Raw genomic sequence first — 17,003 nt, 5'->3', positions numbered from 1 at the left:
ATGGAACGACAACTGGACGCTTACTGCGAACACCTGCGCAGTGAGCGGCAGGTGTCGCCGCACACGCTGTCAGCCTACCGCCGCGATCTCGATAAAGTCCTCGACTGGTGCAACAAACAGAACATCGGCAGCTGGCAGGCACTGGATATCCAGCGTTTGCGCAGTCTGATCGCCCGCCTGCATGCCCAGGGCCAGTCCTCGCGCAGCCTGGCGCGCCTGCTCTCGGCGGTGCGCGGGCTCTATCACTATCTGAACCGCGAAGGCCTCTGCGATCACGATCCGGCCACCGGCCTGGCACCGCCCAAAGGCGAGCGCCGCCTGCCGAAAACCCTCGACACTGACCGCGCCCTGCAACTGCTTGAAGGTGCTGTGGAGGACGATTTTCTCGCGCGGCGCGATCAGGCGATTCTGGAGTTGTTCTATTCCTCCGGCCTGCGCCTGTCGGAGCTGACCGGGCTCAATCTCGATCAGCTCGATCTGGCCGACGGCATGGTTCAGGTGCTGGGCAAGGGCAGCAAGACGCGCCTGTTGCCGGTCGGCAAAAAGGCCCGGAAAGCGCTGGAACAATGGCTGCCTTTGCGGGCGCTGACCAATCCGGCGGACGATGCCGTGTTTGTCAGCCAGCAAGGCCGACGTCTCGGCCCGCGCGCGATTCAGGTGCGGGTCAAACTGGCGGGCGAGCGCGAACTGGGACAGAACCTGCACCCGCACATGCTGCGGCACTCCTTCGCCAGCCACCTGCTCGAATCCTCCCAGGACCTGCGCGCGGTGCAGGAACTGCTCGGCCACTCGGACATCAAGACCACCCAGATCTATACCCACCTGGACTTCCAGCATCTGGCGGCGGTCTACGACAGCGCCCATCCACGGGCCAAACGCATGAAAGGCGACGATTCATGAGTATCCAGTTGATCACCTTCGACCTCGACGACACCCTGTGGGATACCGCCCCGGTGATCGTCAGCGCCGAAGCGGTTTTGCGCGAATGGCTGAGCGAACATGCGCCGAATCTGGGCGCGGTGCCGGTGGAGCATCTTTGGTCGATCCGCGAGCGGGTGCTGGCCAACGAACCGGGACTCAAGCACCGCATCAGCGCGCTGCGCCGGCGAGTGCTGTTCCATGCGCTGGAGGAAGCCGGCTACGCCCACGGCGAAGCGTCGGAACTGGCAGACAAGAGTTTTGAAGTGTTTCTGCATGCGCGGCATCAGATCGAGGTGTTCCCGGAGGTCGAGCCGATCCTGGAAACCCTCGCCAAGCACTACGCCCTCGGCGTGGTCACCAACGGCAACGCCGATGTACGTCGTCTCGGGCTGGCGGACTACTTCAAGTTCGCGTTGTGCGCCGAAGACATCGGCATCGCCAAGCCGGATGCGCGACTCTTCCACGAAGCGTTGCAACGCGGTGGCGTGAGCGCCGAAGCCGCCGTGCATATCGGCGATCATCCCGGGGATGACATCGCCGGGGCGCAGCAGGCCGGTCTGCGAGCGATCTGGTTCAACCCGGCCGGCAAGGTCTGGGAAGCGGAACGCCTGCCGGATGCCGAGATTCGCAGCCTGACCGATCTGCCCGCGGTGCTCGCCCGCTGGAACAGCCGCCGCTAGATTTCTTTCGCCCATGAAAAAGCCCGCAGCGACGGCGGGCTTTTTCAGCAAGCAAGCGGCACGCCTCAGATAGGGCGGCTGCCGTACTTGTTGTCCGGCTTCTTGGGCGGATCGGCGACCACGTTGGCCTCCACTTCCTGAACCTTGCCACCGCGCGCAAGGAACTCTTCCATGGCCTTGGCCAGGGCATCGCGCTCCTTGTTCTTGGCTTCGATGCTCGGCAACTCGTCGACCGATACCGCAGCCTTGGCCTTGCCTTTGGCAGCCGGGGCCGGCGTATCGTCACCGCCATCGTCTTCAGCAACGTCTTCCGCTGCTGCTTCCAGACCGTCTTCGGCCTCGTCTTCGTCGCCTACTTCGAGGTCGTCGTTTTCCAGATCATCGTCGCTCATGTTCTACCTCATGACTTGCGAAAAGCAGATTAGTTATAGACCAGCTTTAGCGACTGTCGAAAGTCGCCGGAAAAAAATCGGTAACCATTGGTGACCAACGGTTTATGCCTCTTCACCGTGCAAGGTGGCGAGGACTTTACGGGCACCGCCATGATCACGGTGCTCGCCCAGGTAAACGCCTTGCCAGGTGCCCAGTGCCAGTCGGCCCGCCGTTATCGGCAAACTGATCTGACAGCCCAGCACGCTGGCCTTGAAGTGCGCCGGGAGGTCGTCCAGGCCTTCGTCGTTATGCTCATAGCCGTCTGCTCCTTGTGGGATCAGACGATTGAAAAATCGTTCGAAGTCGCGACGTACCGCCGGATCGGCGTTCTCGTTGATGGTCAACGACGCCGAGGTATGCTGCAGCCACAAATGCAACAGACCGACCCGGCATGCCTTGAGTTCGGGCAGGCCGGCGAGCAACTCGTCCGTCACCAGATGAAAGCCCCGGGGCCGCGCCCGCAGGGTTATCAGAGTCTGTTGCCACATACAGTTCTCCGCACGTTCGGGGCGCATTCTAGCGCGCTCTGGAAAAAAACAAAGGCCCTGATGTTCCTTCAATGATGTAAGCCTTTGGCCGCAGAAAAACACACGTCGTAAACACGACCAAAGCCGTACGAAAAATCCTTTCAGCCATATCAGGGAAGACAAATTCCAGACAAAAAAATGCCCGGCAAGCCGGGCAAGTTTTTTGCGGCGCGTGCTTACAGGTTGTAGCCGCGCTCGTTGTGTTGTGCCAGATCCAGGCCGACCGATTCTTCTTCCTCGGTCACGCGCAGACCCATCACGGCATCCAGCACCTTGAGGATGATGAAGGTCACGATCGCGGTGTAGATCACGGTGAAGCCGACGCCTTTGCACTGAATCCAGACTTGTGCGGCGATGTCGGTGACGGTGCCGAAGCCACCCAGCGACGGTGCGGCGAACACACCGGTGAGGATCGCGCCGAGGATACCGCCGATACCGTGCACGCCGAAGGCATCCAGGGAGTCGTCATAACCGAGTTTGCGTTTCAGGGTGGTGGCGCAGAAGAAGCACACCACGCCCGCTGCCAGACCGATCACCAGTGCGCCCATCGGGCCCACGGTGCCAGCGGCCGGAGTGATCGCAACCAGGCCTGCAACCACACCGGATGCGATACCCAGTGCGCTTGGTTTGCCGTGGGTGATCCACTCGGCGAACATCCAGCCCAGTGCGGCAGCGGCGGTCGCGATCTGAGTCACCAGCATCGCCATGCCGGCGGTGCCGTTGGCGGCTGCGGCGGAACCGGCGTTGAAGCCGAACCAGCCAACCCACAGCATCGCCGCGCCCATCAGGGTGTAACCCAGATTGTGTGGCGCCATCGGGGTGGTCGGGAAGCCTTTGCGTTTACCCAGTACCAGGCAGGCAATCAGACCGGCCACACCGGCGTTGATGTGCACCACGGTGCCACCGGCAAAGTCGAGTACGCCCCAGTCCCACATCAGGCCGCCGTTGCCGGACCAGACCATGTGCGCGATCGGTGCATAGACCAGGGTGAACCAGATGCCCATGAAGATCAGCATCGCGGAGAACTTCATCCGCTCGGCGAACGCACCGACGATCAGCGCCGGGGTGATGATCGCGAAGGTCATCTGGAAGGTGATGAAGACCGCCTCGGGGAACAGCGCCGCCGGGCCGGTCAGGCTCGCTGGCGTGACACCGGCCAGGAACGCCTTGCCGAATCCACCCACGAACGAGTTGAAGTTGACGACGCCTTGCTCCATGCCGGTGGTGTCGAACGCGATGCTGTAGCCATAAATGACCCACAGGACGCTGATCAGGCCGGTAATGGCGAAGCACTGCATCATCACGGAAAGAATGTTTTTCGACCGGACCATACCGCCGTAGAACAGCGCGAGGCCGGGAATGGTCATGAACAGTACGAGGGCTGTGGAGGTGAGCATCCAGGCGGTGTCGCCGGAGTTCAGGACTGGAGCTGCCACTTCGTCTGCCGCCATGGCCAGGCCGGGCATTACGATAGACAACAGGGCTCCTAGCCCTGCGAATTTACGCAGAGTCATATTGTTTTCTCCTGGGGCGTTGGGTTTGTGGCGGCGTTTAGATCGCGTCGGTATCGGTTTCGCCGGTACGGATGCGGATCGCCTGTTCCAGATTGACCACGAAGATCTTGCCGTCACCGATCTTGCCGGTGTTGGCAGCCTTGGTTATCGCCTCGATAACCCGATCCAGATCCTTGTCGTCGATGGCAACGTCGATTTTCACCTTGGGCAGAAAATCGACCACATACTCCGCGCCGCGATACAGCTCGGTGTGACCCTTCTGCCGACCGAAGCCTTTGACTTCAGTAACGGTAATGCCCTGCACGCCGATTTCGGACAGCGACTCGCGCACGTCGTCCAACTTGAACGGCTTGATGATGGCAGTGACTAGCTTCATGAAACTCTCTCCCGAATTGGTGGACTTGCCCCAGGAAAACAAACCCGACTCAAGTCTAAGCGCAGTGCCTGGCTTTGTAACGCTTCGTTGTCGACGCCAGCTAACCGCTCCAGACGAAACTCCCCGCTCCGTCTGCCGCACTGCATTCGTCACAGCGACTGCATCAGTGCATGGGTCGAAGGTGACTAAGCAGAAAGCTTGCCATCTCGCCAAAAACCCCTGATTTCAATCCCTTGGCCGCTGTCGCAGATGCCATCACCCAAATGGCACTCGGGATACGCACAACAACGGTGCGCGGCCGTGCATCCAGTTGCGCGAAAAGCGTGCATCCGTGCCTGCGTCAATGACTATAGACACTGCGTGATACACTGCCGGCCATTGTTTCCAGGACATATCCCATGCTCGCGCCCAAAGACTTCCTCGACGCCCTGAGCGGCACCGCCTCCCGCCTGTTCAGCGGCGATACGCCCTTGCCAAAAGCCGAAATCGAAAGCCAGTTCAAGATGCTGCTGCAAAGTGCCTTCAGCAAACTGGACCTGGTGAGCCGCGAAGAGTTTGACAGTCAGATGGTGGTGCTGGCGCGCACTCGCGCCCGGCTCGAAAGCCTTGAGGCGAAGGTGGCTGAATTGGAAGCGAAGCTGACGCCGCCGGCTGAGTAACACCTCGTGTCTTTGTGAAAGCGGCCCCTGTGGGAGCGGGCTTGCCCGCGAATGAAGGTCGGAACGACCTTTCTGCGATTCAGGATTCGCTATCGACTCTCGGCAGAATCCTACAGTTTGCAACCCCGCCATCCGATTGCGTCGTGAAGCCCTGATTCCTAAGCTCACCCAATGCTGAATGTTCAGCACTGGGTTTGGCGACCCGGAAAGCTTAAGGCGCACGACAACCATGATGGCGGCTGTGTTTACCGCCACATCGAGTCATGGCGGTTGTGCGTGGGAGACCTTCGGGTCTGCCGGGTTCCTTTTGCTCCGGTTCGCCAACCCGCGTACGACTGCCACCCAATTGTTTGGCGACAATTGAGGGCAGCCCTAAAGCAAAAGGAGCTGTTCAATGAATAACGAAGAGACGTATCTCACTCCTCAGGTTTTCACCCGCCACAAACTCCCCCTCCACGCCCTGCTCATCCAGAACCAACCCTGGTTCTCCGCCCGCGACCTGGGCCGCCTGCTGCATATTTACCTCAACGAACGCATGCTGCGAAAACTCGACCCCGACCAATACCAAACCCGCAAAACCCTGATCCACAATCAGATCGAAAACACCCTCCTGATCAGCGAATCCGGCATCTACGCCCTCCTCGTCTATCACTACTGCCCCGAATACCGAGCGCTACGCGAATGGCTCACCCATCAAGTCATTCCCACCCTGCGCGACGCCCAGCACCCCACCACAAGCGAACGCCCACAGCTAAGCCTGCTGAATTGGCCCGAGATGTCGTTGAGTTTGCTGCACTGGAATAACCAGCCGTGGATTCGGTTGCAGGATGTGCCGTTGATGGTGGTAGAACGGGAAATGCTAAAGCGCCCAGAACCGGGCACTTGGTGGAAGAGGGCTTCGCGGATGCTGCAATCGCTATAGGCCCGCATGCCGGAGCTGGGCCCTGCGTAAATCGTAAGTCGACTGAAGACTCATCCAGAACTCAGGCGGGGTGTTGAGGTGAATTGCCAGTCTGATTGCCAGATCGGCGCAGATCCTGAGCTGGCATTTCACAAGCTTCTCGATCTCGGTTTCAGGCCAGTTCGTGGGCATGGCCAAGTCCATGACAGGCATGCCCAACGGCTCCATGAACTCCTTATTCAGAACCTCGCCGGGATGAATCGAGCGCATACCATTGCGGTTCATTTTTCGCCTCCAGAGGCTGCATTGAGCGGCCAAACTGGAGCACCCGACTTTGCAATACAAGACCGTCGAGTCGCTTTCACTAGCGTCCTACAACTATTAGGGCATGCCCCTACAAAAATCAGCGTCTGCGCCTATTTAAGTTGTCCTTACGCCTGTCATTACATTAGCGACACCCATCAGGAAGGAGGTCTCTGTGAAGGATAAAAAGAGAAAGACAAAGCTACTTCAGGTTGTTGAACTACACCTCGAAGCACTTCGACTGGCTGGAAATTTGTCAGCCAATCAACGGAGGTTTATTGAAGTTGCCGTTACGTGCGGACCTGAGCTTGAGCCAAGTGGTCTGTTAGCAGGCAGAAGATGAATGCATAGGCCCGCACAACCGCTTTCTGATACGTCTTGTAAACCTCTACTCAAACGCTAGAACCCCGCTCAACTACCCTTCAAAAACCCGCAGGAAGCGGCCCCCGATTCAACACAAGGAACGACCATGTCCCTCGCCATCGTCCACAGTCGCGCCCAGATTGGCGTGGATGCTCCCGCTGTCACCGTCGAAGTCCACCTGGCCAACGGCCTGCCCTCGCTGACCATGGTCGGCCTGCCCGAAGCGGCGGTGAAAGAGAGCAAGGACCGGGTGCGCAGTGCGATCATCAATTCCGGACTGCAGTTCCCAGCGCGGCGGATCACGCTGAATCTGGCGCCGGCGGATCTGCCCAAGGATGGCGGGCGGTTCGATCTGGCGATTGCGCTGGGGATTCTGTCGGCGAGTGTGCAGGTGCCGACGTTGACGCTCGATGACGTGGAATGCCTCGGTGAGCTGGCGTTATCCGGCGCAGTGCGGGCGGTGCGCGGGGTGTTGCCTGCGGCGCTGGCGGCACGCAAGGCCGGGCGTACGCTGGTGGTGCCACGGGCGAATGCCGAGGAGGCTTGTCTGGCTTCGGGACTGAGGGTGATTGCGGTGGATCATCTGCTGGAGGCCGTGGCGCATTTCAATGGACATACACCGGTCGAACCCTATGTCTCGGACGGGCTGATCCATGCCGCCAAACCCTATCCCGACCTGAATGAAGTACAGGGCCAACTGGCCGCCAAACGGGCGCTGCTGATTGCCGCCGCTGGCGCACACAACCTGCTGTTCAGCGGGCCACCCGGGACGGGCAAGACGTTGCTGGCCAGTCGATTGCCGGGGTTGCTGCCACCGCTGACCGAGAGTGAAGCGCTGGAAGTGGCGGCGATTCAATCCGTCGCCAGCGGCGCACCGTTGACCCACTGGCCGCAGCGCCCGTTTCGCCAGCCGCATCACTCGGCCTCCGGGCCGGCACTGGTCGGTGGCAGCTCAAAACCGCAACCCGGCGAAATCACCCTCGCCCATCACGGCGTGTTGTTTCTCGATGAGCTGCCCGAGTTTGATCGCAAGGTGCTGGAGGTTCTGCGTGAACCGCTGGAGTCCGGCTGCATCGTGATCGCCCGTGCCAAGGAGCGGGTGCGCTTTCCGGCGAGATTCCAGCTGGTGGCGGCGATGAATCCCTGCCCCTGTGGATATCTCGGCGAACCGAGCGGCAAATGCTCATGCACACCGGACATGGTGCAGCGCTATCGCAACAAACTGTCGGGGCCGTTGCTGGACCGGATCGATTTGCACCTGACAGTAGCGCGGGAGGCGACAGCGTTGAACCCTGCCGTGAAACCGGGAGAAGACAGCGCCAGCGCGGCCACATTGGTCGCCGAGGCCCGCGAGCGTCAGCAAAAACGCCAGGGCTGCGCCAATGCGTTTCTCGATTTGCCGGGGCTGAAGAAGCACTGCAAGTTATCCACAGCCGATGAAGCCTGGCTGGAGACGGCGTGCGAAAGACTGATCTTGTCGTTGCGCTCGGCGCACCGGTTGCTCAAGGTGGCGAGGACATTGGCGGATCTGGAGAAGTGCGCGGATATCAGTCGCGAGCATCTGGCCGAAGCGTTGCAATACCGGCCGGCGACTCAATAAGTGCCGCGATGGTGGTGGGCCAAAACGCGAGCAGGCTTGCTCTCACAGGTCCTACAAGAACCCTGGGGGAGCGAGCCTGCTCGCGATAGCTATTTCAAAGAGGCCTCAACGGAAGCGGTCGACCTCCTGGCGCAGGTCGGCTGCCAGACCTTCCAGTTCCTTGGCGGTGATTGCCAGGTTGGACACCACCTCGCGCTGCTCGCTGTTGGCCATCGCGATGCTCTGCAGGTTGCTGCTCAACAGCGTCGCGGTGCTGCTCTGTTCCTGGGTCGCGGTGGTGATCGCGGCAAATTGCTGGCCTGCCGAACGGCTCTGCTCATCGATCCGCGCCAGCGCCGATGCGACGTTGGCGTTACGCGACAGGCCTTCCTGCATCAGCACGTTGCCTTGTTCCATGGTGCTGATGGCGTTGCCGGTTTCCTGCTGGATGCTATGGATCATGCCGGAGATTTCATCGGTCGCCTGACGAGTGCGCGACGCCAGATTGCGCACTTCGTCGGCCACCACGGCAAAACCCCGACCCTGTTCACCGGCACGGGCCGCTTCGATGGCGGCGTTGAGTGCCAGCAGGTTGGTTTGTTCGGCAATCGAGGTGATCACGCTGACGATGCCGCCGATTTCCTGGGAGCGCTGACCCAGCGTGTTGATCACGGTCGCCGTGGTGTTCAGTGCGCCGGCAATCTGCTCCAGCGAGGACGACGCTTCTTCCATCGACGTGCGACCGATCTGGGTCTGCTGAGCGTTTTCCTGGGCCAGACGCTGGGTGTTGCCCATGTTGTCGGCAATGTTCAGCGACGTGGCGGAGAACTCTTCAACCGCACCCGCCATGCTGGTGATTTCGCCAGACTGCTGCTCCATGCCTTCATAGGCGCCGCCAGACAGGCCGGACAGCGCTTGAGCCCGACGGTTGACCTCTTCCGAGGCGCGGCGGATGTGCTCGACCATGGTCGACAGCGCCTGGCTCATCTGGTTGAAGGCGCGGGCCAACTGGCCGATTTCGTCATTGCTCGACACGCTCAGACGCACGCTCAGATCACCGGCACCCAGGGCTTCCGCCTGACGTACCAGATCACCCAAAGGCGCCAGTTTGCTGCGCAGCAACCAGACCACGGAGCCGACCGCCAGCAACATTGCCAGCAGACTGCCGATGGCCAGTTGGGTACCCACGCTCCAGGTCACCGCGCGAATCTCGGCCTTCGGCATGCTCGCCACCACCGACCACGGGCCGCCTTCGAACGGCACGGCAATGCTGTAGAAGTCTTCGGACTTGTCGCTCCAGAACCGACCTTTACCCGGCGTTTTCGCCAGATCATTGATCACAGGAACCGCTTGATCCAGCGCCTGCACGCCAGCCGGCGCCACCAGCCATTGGTTCTTTTCGTCCAGCAGTGCCAGCGAGCCGGTCTGGCCGATGCGGAAGCGCTTGAGGTTTTCGAACTGGGCGTTCTGCGCGTCGGTGTAATCGAAGCCGACGAACAACACAGCAATCACCTTGCCGCTGCTGTCACGCACCGGGGTGTATTGAGTCATGTAGGAGCGATCGAACAGCAAGGCGCGGCCAACATAACCCTGCCCCGCCATCAACTTCGCGTAGGCCGGGTGAGCGTGATCGAGCAAGGTGCCGATGGCGCGACTGCCATCCTGCTTGGTCAGCGAGGTGCTGACCCGCACGAAGTCTTCGCCGCTGCGCACGAACAGCGTGGCGACACCCGCCGTCATCTGCTTGAACTCGTCGACTTCCTTGAAGTTGTTGTTCAGCACTTCGCTGCCCAGATGCAGGCCTGGGGTCTGGGTGCCAGCGACGTTGACCGGCTCGCCCGGATGAATGCTCAGGCCGGCGCTGAAGCGCTTCTCGAACAATCCGCTCAGGCGCTGGGTGCTTTCACGCAGCGTGCCGTGGAAAGTGCTCAACTGATCGGCGAGCAGGCGTGCCTCGCTGGCCAGGTGTTCTTCACGAGTGGCGAGGTTGGCGGTGTCCAGCGAACGCAGGGCGAACACCGTACTGCCGCTGATGACAATCGCCAGTATCACGGCGAGCGCGAGGCCCAGCTGCGAGGCGATCCGAGCGCGAGGTTGAGACATGGACAGCTCCTGGCCGAGCCACGGGATCCTCCTTGATCCTGACTCGGAAATTTTTCTAATAGTGGGGGTGAATCGTGGATACCGGCACGACGGTTCCACATGCACGTATTCGGCGGTAAAACCGAATACTTGAGCGAATAGCAGGGTTATGGCGAAAGGCCGGCATTGTGCAGGCTCGAACGTTTCAGCTCAAGCGTGTGACCGCCGGCAGCGTCATGGCGCGGACTTCCCCTTGCAGGAAGTCGCTCAGGCGGCGCAAACGTTCACCTCCCGGACGGGTTTTTGGCCACACCAGGTAATAATTCAGTCCGCTGGCGACCGCCGTCGGCCACGGCAGACTCAGGCGTCCTTGCGCGACATCCTCGGCCACCATCAGCAAATCCCCCATGGACACACCGTAGCCCCGGGCCGCCGCAATCATCCCGAGTTCCAGGGTATCGAACACCTGCCCGCCCTTGAGTGACACCTGATCCGACAACCCCATGTGTTCCAGCCAACTGCGCCAGTCCCGGCGATCCGGCGTCGGGTGCAGCAATTCGGCGCTGGCCAGCCGTGCAACGTCCCAGGGCTGGTCGTTGAGCAGGTTCGGCGCGCCGACCGGAATCAGTTCCTCTGGAAACAGCAGGCTGGCTTCCCAGTCCGGCGGGAAATGCCCGTCACTGAGCAACACCGCGCAATCGAAGGGCTCGTTGTTGAAGTCAACCGAATCCACGTCCATCCAGGCGCTGGTCAGTTGTACCTCGTTGCCCGGCTGCAGATGGCGGAAGCGACTGAGCCGCGCCAGCAACCAGCGCATGGTCAGGGTCGATGGGGCTTTCATGCGCAGGATGTCATCTTCGGCGCGCAAGGTATTGCAGGCTCGCTCCAGGGCGGCGAATCCCTCGCGGATGCCCGGCAGCAGCAGGCGCGCCGACTCGGTCAGTTGCAGATTGCGACCACTGCGATGGAACAAGCGGCAGGCGAAATGCTCTTCGAGCGTGCGGATGTGCCGGCTCACCGCACTTTGCGTGATTGACAACTCTTCGGCGGCCCGCGTGAACGAACTGTGACGGGCCGCCGCTTCGAATGCGCGCAGGGCATACAAGGGTGGAAGACGACGGGACATGCACAACGCTCCAATGGCGGGATTGCGCCAACTTAGCAGAATCGTCGCAGGATGAGTTTTAATCATGCCACCCATCCTTTTTATCCCTTTGTGCAACCCGCACCAAACCCTGAGAATCGACGGTCTCCTGCTCCCTCTTTTATATGGATGTGAACACCATGCAGCGTCCTGTGCGTACCGAACTCTGGGCCATCCTGCGGCTGGCGGGGCCGTTGATTGCTTCGCAGTTGGCGCACATGCTGATGGTGCTGACCGACACCCTGATGATGGCGCGCCTCAGTCCCGAAGCGCTGGCCGGAGGTGGTCTGGGCGCAGCCAGCTATTCGTTCGTGTCGATTTTCTGCATCGGCGTAATCGCGGCGGTCGGTACCCTGGTGGCGATTCGTCAGGGCGCCGGCGACATCATCGGCGCCGCCCGCCTGACTCAGGCCGGGCTATGGCTAGCGTGGCTGATGGCACTCGGTGCCGGGTTGCTGTTGTGGAATCTGAAACCGGTGCTGTTGCTGTTCGGCCAGACCGAGACCAACGTCAACGCCGCCGGGCAGTTCCTGATCGCCCTGCCCTTCGCCCTGCCCGGCTACCTGAGTTTCATGGCCCTGCGCGGTTTCACCAGCGCCATCGGCCGGGCAACACCGGTGATGGTCATCAGCCTCGCCGGCACGGTGGCCAACTTCCTGCTCAATTACGCGCTGATCACCGGCATGTTCGGCCTGCCGAAACTGGGGCTGACCGGTATCGGTCTGGTCACGGCGATTGTTGCCAACTGCATGGCACTGGCGCTGGCCTGGCATATCCGCCGGCATCCGGCCTATAACGCCTACCCGCTGCGTGAAGGCCTGTCGCGGCCGAACCGGCAGTACCTGAAAGAACTCTGGCGTCTGGGGCTGCCGATCGGCGGCACCTATGCAGTGGAGGTCGGACTGTTCGCCTTCGCGGCGCTGTGCATGGGCACCATGGGCAGCACCCAACTGGCGGCGCATCAGATTGCGCTACAAATCGTCTCGGTGGCATTCATGGTGCCGGCGGGGATGTCGTATGCGATCACCATGCGCGTCGGCCAGCATTACGGCGCCGGGCAATTGAGCGATGCGCGGATGTCCGGGCGGGTCGGTATCGTCTTCGGTGCAGTGGTGATGCTGGGGTTTGCGATGGTGTTCTGGCTGCTGCCGAATCAGCTGGTCGGTTTGTTCCTCGACCATAACGACCCGGCATTTGCCGAGGTGATTCATCTGGCCGTGAGCCTGCTGGCCGTGGCGGCGTGGTTCGAGCTGTTTGACGGTACGCAGACGATTGCCATGGGCTGCATTCGCGGGCTCAAGGATGCCAAGACCACGTTTCTGGTCGGGCTCGGCTGCTACTGGCTGATCGGCGCGCCGTCGGCATGGCTGATGGCGTTCCATCTGCACTGGGGGCCGACCGGCGTCTGGTGGGGGCTGGCGCTGGGACTGGCCTGCGCGGCGGTGAGCCTGACGCTGGCATTCGAATGGAAGATGAAGCGGATGATTCGCCTTGAGCCGCAAGCTCAAGGCTTCAAGATCGCTCAGCCCGAGTGAGTTTCCCTGAGGGAGCAAGCTCGCTCCCACAGGTATTTGAGGCTAAACCACGATACCCAGCGGCGGCTGACTGGCATCAGCCACCAGATACTCAACCAGCTCGGCCAACGGCAGCGGCTTGCTGATCAGATACCCCTGCACCTGATCGCAACCGAAACCGCGCAACAGATCCAGTTGCTCGCGGGTTTCCACCCCTTCGGCCACCACTTCCAGGTGCAGGTTGTGCGCGAGGTTGATCATCGCGTGCACCAGTTTGCGGTTTTCTTCGCGTTGCTCCATGCCGCCGACGAAACTCTTGTCGATCTTCAGCAAGGTGATCGGCAGGCTGTTGAGGTGCACGAACGACGAGAACCCGGTGCCGAAGTCATCCAGCGAAAAACGCACGCCGAGTCGACCGAGCGCGTCCATGGTCTGCTTGACCAGATCGCTGCGGCGCATCACGGCGGTTTCGGTGAGTTCGAATTCCAGCCATTGCGCCTCGACACCGCGCTCGGCGATCAAGCGGCTGAGCGTCGGCAGCAACTGGCTGTCCTGAAACTGGCGGAACGACAGGTTGATCGCCATGTGCAGCGCCGGCAGACCGCGCTCGCGCAACGCCTGCATGTCACGCAGGGCCCGGGAAATCACCCAATAACCCAGCGGCACAATCAGGCCGCTCTGCTCGGCCAGCGGCACAAATTCGCTCGGCGCAAGCAAGCCGCGCTCACTGTGACGCCAGCGCACCAGCGCTTCGAGGCCGACGATCTGGCCATCCTGCAGATTCAGACGCGGCTGGTAATGCAGCTCCAGCTCATCGCGGCGCAAGGCCCGGCGCAGCTCGCTTTCGAGGTCGGCCATGCTCCGCGCGTTGCGGTTGATCCGTTCGTTGAAGATGTGAAACGTGCAGCCCTGGGTGCTCTTGGCCTGTTGCATGGCGATGTGCGCGTGCCACATCAGCGGATCGGCACCGCCCTGGGCCCGGGCATGAGCGATGCCGAGGCTGGAACCGATCAACAGGCTTTCGCCATCGACCCAATAAGGTTCGGCCAGGGCTTCGGTGATGCGTTCGGCCATCCATTCCGCCCGTTGCGGGGCGCGGCGGGTGTCGATCAGCAGGGCGAATTCGTCGCTGCCCAGGCGTGCCAGTTGATCGCCGACTTCCAGCTGACTTTTCAGCCGTGCGACGACTTGCAGGATCAGGCGATCGCCGGCCTGATGGCCGAGGGCGTCGTTGGCGTGGCGGAAGTTGTCGAGATCGAGGTGGCCGAGGGCCAGGCCGCGACCGTCGTTTTCGGCGAGGCGCGCCGTGAGCAGGGTCTGGAAGCCCTGGCGGTTGGCGATGCCGGTCAGCGGATCCTGTTCGGCCAGGCGTTGCAGGGTGTTTTCCAGCACGCCGCGTTCGCGCACATGCCGCAGGCAACGCCGGAGCATGCCGGCATCGAGGGCATCGAACACCAGCCAGTCGCTGACGCCATCGGGCGCGGTCGCCGGCTCCTGTTCCAAAAGCAATACCGTCGGCAGGCTGCAACGGCCGGGCGCCGGCTGCAACGCGGGAACGGTCAACAACACCGCGTGGCGGTTGTCTTCGAACAGGCTGCTGACCGACTCCCAGTTCGGCGCGCTGATCAGCACCGCCGCACTCCCCAACGGAGCCAGACACTCGCGCAATAACGCTGTCCACGCTGGCTCTTCGGCCAGTAGCAGCAAACGCAAGGGTTCGACAGGCGTAGTCAAGCTGACTCCCTAGACTCTGCAATGATGTGGGCGGCGGGCATTATGCCGTTGCGGCAACCAATGACCAAACGACAACGGATATCAAAACGTTATTTTGTGTCACGAATGAGAACATTAGCCGCAAAATCACCGCGCATCCTGCGTGAAAGTAACAAAACCGGCAAATTTCAATCGCGTGCTGCGTCACAAGTCGGAGAGAGCAGCACAAATCGCTGAGCCTGTTAAAATGCCGGCCCATTTCGTCAACGACTCCCGAATTTCCGTATGTCCCGACTCAATCCCCGGCAGCAAGAAGCCGTGAACTACGTCGGCGGCCCTCTATTGGTGCTCGCCGGTGCTGGCTCCGGCAAGACCAGCGTGATCACGCGCAAGATTGCGCACCTGATCCAGAACTGCGGCATCCGCGCCCAGTACATCGTCGCCATGACCTTCACCAACAAGGCCGCGCGCGAGATGAAGGAACGGGTCGGCACCCTGCTGCGCCCCGGCGAAGGTCGCGGCCTGACGGTCTGCACCTTCCACAACCTGGGCCTGAACATCATCCGCAAGGAACATGAACGGCTGGGCTACAAACCCGGTTTCTCGATCTTCGACGAAACCGACGTCAAGTCGCTGATGACCGACATCATGCAAAAGGAATACGCAGGCGACGACGGCGTCGACGAGATCAAGAACATGATCGGCGCCTGGAAAAACGACCTGATCCTGCCGGCCCAGGCCCTGGAAAACGCCCGCAACCCGAAGGAACAGACTGCCGCCATCGTCTACACCCACTACCAGCGCACGCTCAAGGCGTTCAACGCGGTGGACTTCGACGACCTGATCCTGCTGCCGGTGAAGCTCTTCGAAGAGCACGCCGACATCCTCGAAAAGTGGCAGAACAAAGTGCGTTACCTGCTGGTGGATGAATATCAGGACACCAACGCCAGCCAGTACCTGCTGGTGAAAATGCTCATCGGCAAGCGTAACCAGTTCACCGTGGTGGGCGACGACGACCAGTCGATCTACGCCTGGCGCGGCGCGCGGCCGGAAAACCTGATGCTGCTCAAGGACGACTATCCGTCCCTGAAAGTGGTGATGCTGGAGCAGAACTACCGCTCCACCAGCCGCATCCTGCGCTGCGCCAACGTGCTGATCTCGAACAACCCGCACGAATTCGAGAAGCAGCTGTGGAGTGAGATGGGCCACGGCGACGAGATCCGCGTGATCCGCTGCCGCAACGAGGACGCCGAAGCCGAGCGCGTGGCGATGGAAATTCTCAGCCTGCACTTGCGCACCGACCGCCCGTACAGCGATTTCGCGATCCTCTATCGCGGCAACTACCAGGCCAAGCTGATCGAGCTGAAACTGCAGCACCATCAGGTGCCGTACCGTCTGAGCGGCGGCAACAGCTTCTTCGGCCGCCAGGAAGTGAAAGACCTGATGGCCTACTTCCGACTGATCGTGAACCCGGACGACGACAACGCCTTCCTGCGGGTGATCAACGTGCCGCGCCGCGAGATCGGCTCTACGACCCTGGAAAAACTCGGCAACTACGCCACCGAACGCAAGATCTCGATGTACGCCGCCACCGACGAACTCGGCCTGGGCGAGCATCTGGACAGCCGCTTCACCGATCGCCTGTCGCGCTTCAAGCGTTTCATGGACAAGGTGCGCGAGCAGTGCGCCGGCGAAGACCCGATCTCCGCCCTGCGCAGCATGGTCATGGACATCGACTACGAGAACTGGCTGCGCACCAACAGTTCCAGCGACAAGGCCGCGGACTACCGGATGAGCAACGTCTGGTTCCTGATCGAAGCCTTGAAGAACACCCTGGAAAAAGACGAAGACGGCGAAATGACCGTCGAGGATGCCATCGGCAAACTCGTTCTGCGCGACATGCTCGAACGTCAGCAGGAAGAAGAGGACGGCGCCGAAGGCGTGCAGATGATGACCCTGCATGCGTCCAAGGGCCTGGAATTTCCTTACGTGTTCATCATGGGCATGGAAGAGGAAATCCTCCCGCACCGCTCCAGCATCGAAGCCGACACCATCGAAGAAGAACGCCGACTGGCCTACGTGGGCATCACCCGCGCGCGCCAGACCCTCGCGTTCACCTTCGCCGCCAAGCGCAAACAGTACGGCGAGATCATCGACTGCGCGCCCAGCCGCTTCCTCGATGAGCTGCCGCCGGACGACCTGGCCTGGGAAGGCAACGACGACACACCGACCGAAGTCAAAGCCGTGCGGGGCAATAGCGCATTGGCAGATATACGCGCGATGTTAAAGCGCTAG

At 61.3% G+C, this 17,003-nt stretch carries 15 protein-coding genes; 7 read left to right on the top strand and 8 right to left on the bottom strand.

The annotated features are described in order from the left end of the window. Together xerC and CAF79_RS04660 are read left to right on the top strand one after the other, a co-directional pair. Window positions 1–900, top strand: a complete 900-nt coding sequence (xerC, locus tag CAF79_RS04665; RefSeq protein WP_085696855.1) for a tyrosine recombinase XerC — start codon at window positions 1–3, stop codon at window positions 898–900. Further along, entirely contained in the window at window positions 897–1,601 is a 705-nt protein-coding gene (locus tag CAF79_RS04660) for an HAD family hydrolase (RefSeq protein WP_085696854.1), read from the top strand. The genes xerC and CAF79_RS04660 overlap by 4 nt, the downstream gene beginning before the upstream one ends. 65 nt (window positions 1,602–1,666) lie before the next feature. On the opposite strand, the gene sutA is transcribed toward CAF79_RS04660, so the two are convergent. From sutA to glnK, 4 genes are all read right to left on the bottom strand, one after another. Next, window positions 1,667–1,993 carry a transcriptional regulator SutA gene (gene sutA / locus CAF79_RS04655; protein WP_007951900.1) on the bottom strand — a complete coding sequence of 109 codons (327 nt, stop codon included), beginning with the start codon at window positions 1,991–1,993 and terminating at the stop codon, window positions 1,667–1,669. A gap of 102 nt (window positions 1,994–2,095) precedes the next feature. Then, window positions 2,096–2,521 carry a secondary thiamine-phosphate synthase enzyme YjbQ gene (locus CAF79_RS04650; RefSeq protein ID WP_085696853.1) on the bottom strand — a complete coding sequence of 142 codons (426 nt, stop codon included), beginning with the start codon at window positions 2,519–2,521 and terminating at the stop codon, window positions 2,096–2,098. Window positions 2,522–2,736: 215 nt separating this feature from the next. Beyond that, window positions 2,737–4,074: an ammonium transporter gene (locus CAF79_RS04645; protein ID WP_007951904.1), complete on the bottom strand. Its 1,338-nt coding sequence runs from the start codon at window positions 4,072–4,074 to the stop codon at window positions 2,737–2,739. Between the two features lie 37 nt (window positions 4,075–4,111). Beyond that, the gene (gene glnK, locus CAF79_RS04640; RefSeq protein WP_002555808.1) at window positions 4,112–4,450 is read right to left on the bottom strand and encodes a P-II family nitrogen regulator; all 339 of its coding nucleotides are present in this window, start codon (window positions 4,448–4,450) and stop codon (window positions 4,112–4,114) included. A 398-nt stretch (window positions 4,451–4,848) separates the two neighbouring features. Here glnK and CAF79_RS04635 point away from each other — a divergent pair, with 398 nt between their 5' ends. Both CAF79_RS04635 and CAF79_RS04630 read left to right on the top strand, forming a co-directional pair. Beyond that, complete coding sequence (locus CAF79_RS04635; protein ID WP_011336527.1) at window positions 4,849–5,109, top strand: accessory factor UbiK family protein; 261 nt, start codon at window positions 4,849–4,851, stop codon at window positions 5,107–5,109. Between the two features lie 394 nt (window positions 5,110–5,503). Beyond that, window positions 5,504–6,031 carry a Bro-N domain-containing protein gene (locus CAF79_RS04630; RefSeq protein ID WP_085696852.1) on the top strand — a complete coding sequence of 176 codons (528 nt, stop codon included), beginning with the start codon at window positions 5,504–5,506 and terminating at the stop codon, window positions 6,029–6,031. On the opposite strand, the gene CAF79_RS04625 is transcribed toward CAF79_RS04630, so the two are convergent. After that, window positions 6,026–6,295, bottom strand: a complete 270-nt coding sequence (locus tag CAF79_RS04625) for a HigA family addiction module antitoxin (protein ID WP_085696851.1) — start codon at window positions 6,293–6,295, stop codon at window positions 6,026–6,028. The genes CAF79_RS04630 and CAF79_RS04625 overlap by 6 nt on opposite strands. Before the next feature lie 487 nt (window positions 6,296–6,782). On the opposite strand from CAF79_RS04625, the gene CAF79_RS04620 reads away from it, so the two are divergent. After that, window positions 6,783–8,276, top strand: coding sequence for a YifB family Mg chelatase-like AAA ATPase (locus CAF79_RS04620; RefSeq protein ID WP_085696850.1), 1,494 nt, complete (start codon window positions 6,783–6,785; stop codon window positions 8,274–8,276). 105 nt (window positions 8,277–8,381) lie between these two features. Here the strand turns inward: CAF79_RS04620 and CAF79_RS04615 are convergent, their stop codons facing one another. Both CAF79_RS04615 and CAF79_RS04610 read right to left on the bottom strand, forming a co-directional pair. Beyond that, window positions 8,382–10,358, bottom strand: coding sequence for a methyl-accepting chemotaxis protein (locus tag CAF79_RS04615; RefSeq protein WP_085696849.1), 1,977 nt, complete (start codon window positions 10,356–10,358; stop codon window positions 8,382–8,384). 184 nt (window positions 10,359–10,542) lie between these two features. Beyond that, window positions 10,543–11,463, bottom strand: a complete 921-nt coding sequence (locus CAF79_RS04610; RefSeq protein WP_085685856.1) for a LysR substrate-binding domain-containing protein — start codon at window positions 11,461–11,463, stop codon at window positions 10,543–10,545. A gap of 158 nt (window positions 11,464–11,621) precedes the next feature. Between CAF79_RS04610 and CAF79_RS04605 the strand changes: the two genes are divergently transcribed. Further along, on the top strand, window positions 11,622–13,016 hold the full coding sequence (locus CAF79_RS04605; protein WP_085696848.1) for a NorM family multidrug efflux MATE transporter: 1,395 nt from the start codon (window positions 11,622–11,624) through the stop codon (window positions 13,014–13,016). A 42-nt stretch (window positions 13,017–13,058) separates the two neighbouring features. Here the strand turns inward: CAF79_RS04605 and CAF79_RS04600 are convergent, their stop codons facing one another. Further along, the gene (locus CAF79_RS04600; RefSeq protein WP_085696847.1) at window positions 13,059–14,729 is read right to left on the bottom strand and encodes a bifunctional diguanylate cyclase/phosphodiesterase; all 1,671 of its coding nucleotides are present in this window, start codon (window positions 14,727–14,729) and stop codon (window positions 13,059–13,061) included. A 264-nt stretch (window positions 14,730–14,993) separates the two neighbouring features. Here CAF79_RS04600 and rep point away from each other — a divergent pair, with 264 nt between their 5' ends. Beyond that, on the top strand, window positions 14,994–17,003 hold the full coding sequence (gene rep, locus CAF79_RS04595; protein ID WP_039765244.1) for a DNA helicase Rep: 2,010 nt from the start codon (window positions 14,994–14,996) through the stop codon (window positions 17,001–17,003).

This window comes from Pseudomonas sp. B26(2017) (assembly GCF_002113045.1).
In the GTDB taxonomy this organism is placed as follows: domain Bacteria; phylum Pseudomonadota; class Gammaproteobacteria; order Pseudomonadales; family Pseudomonadaceae; genus Aquipseudomonas.
Note: the sequence above shows the minus strand (reverse complement) of the source record. Positions and strands in the feature narration are given on the sequence as shown.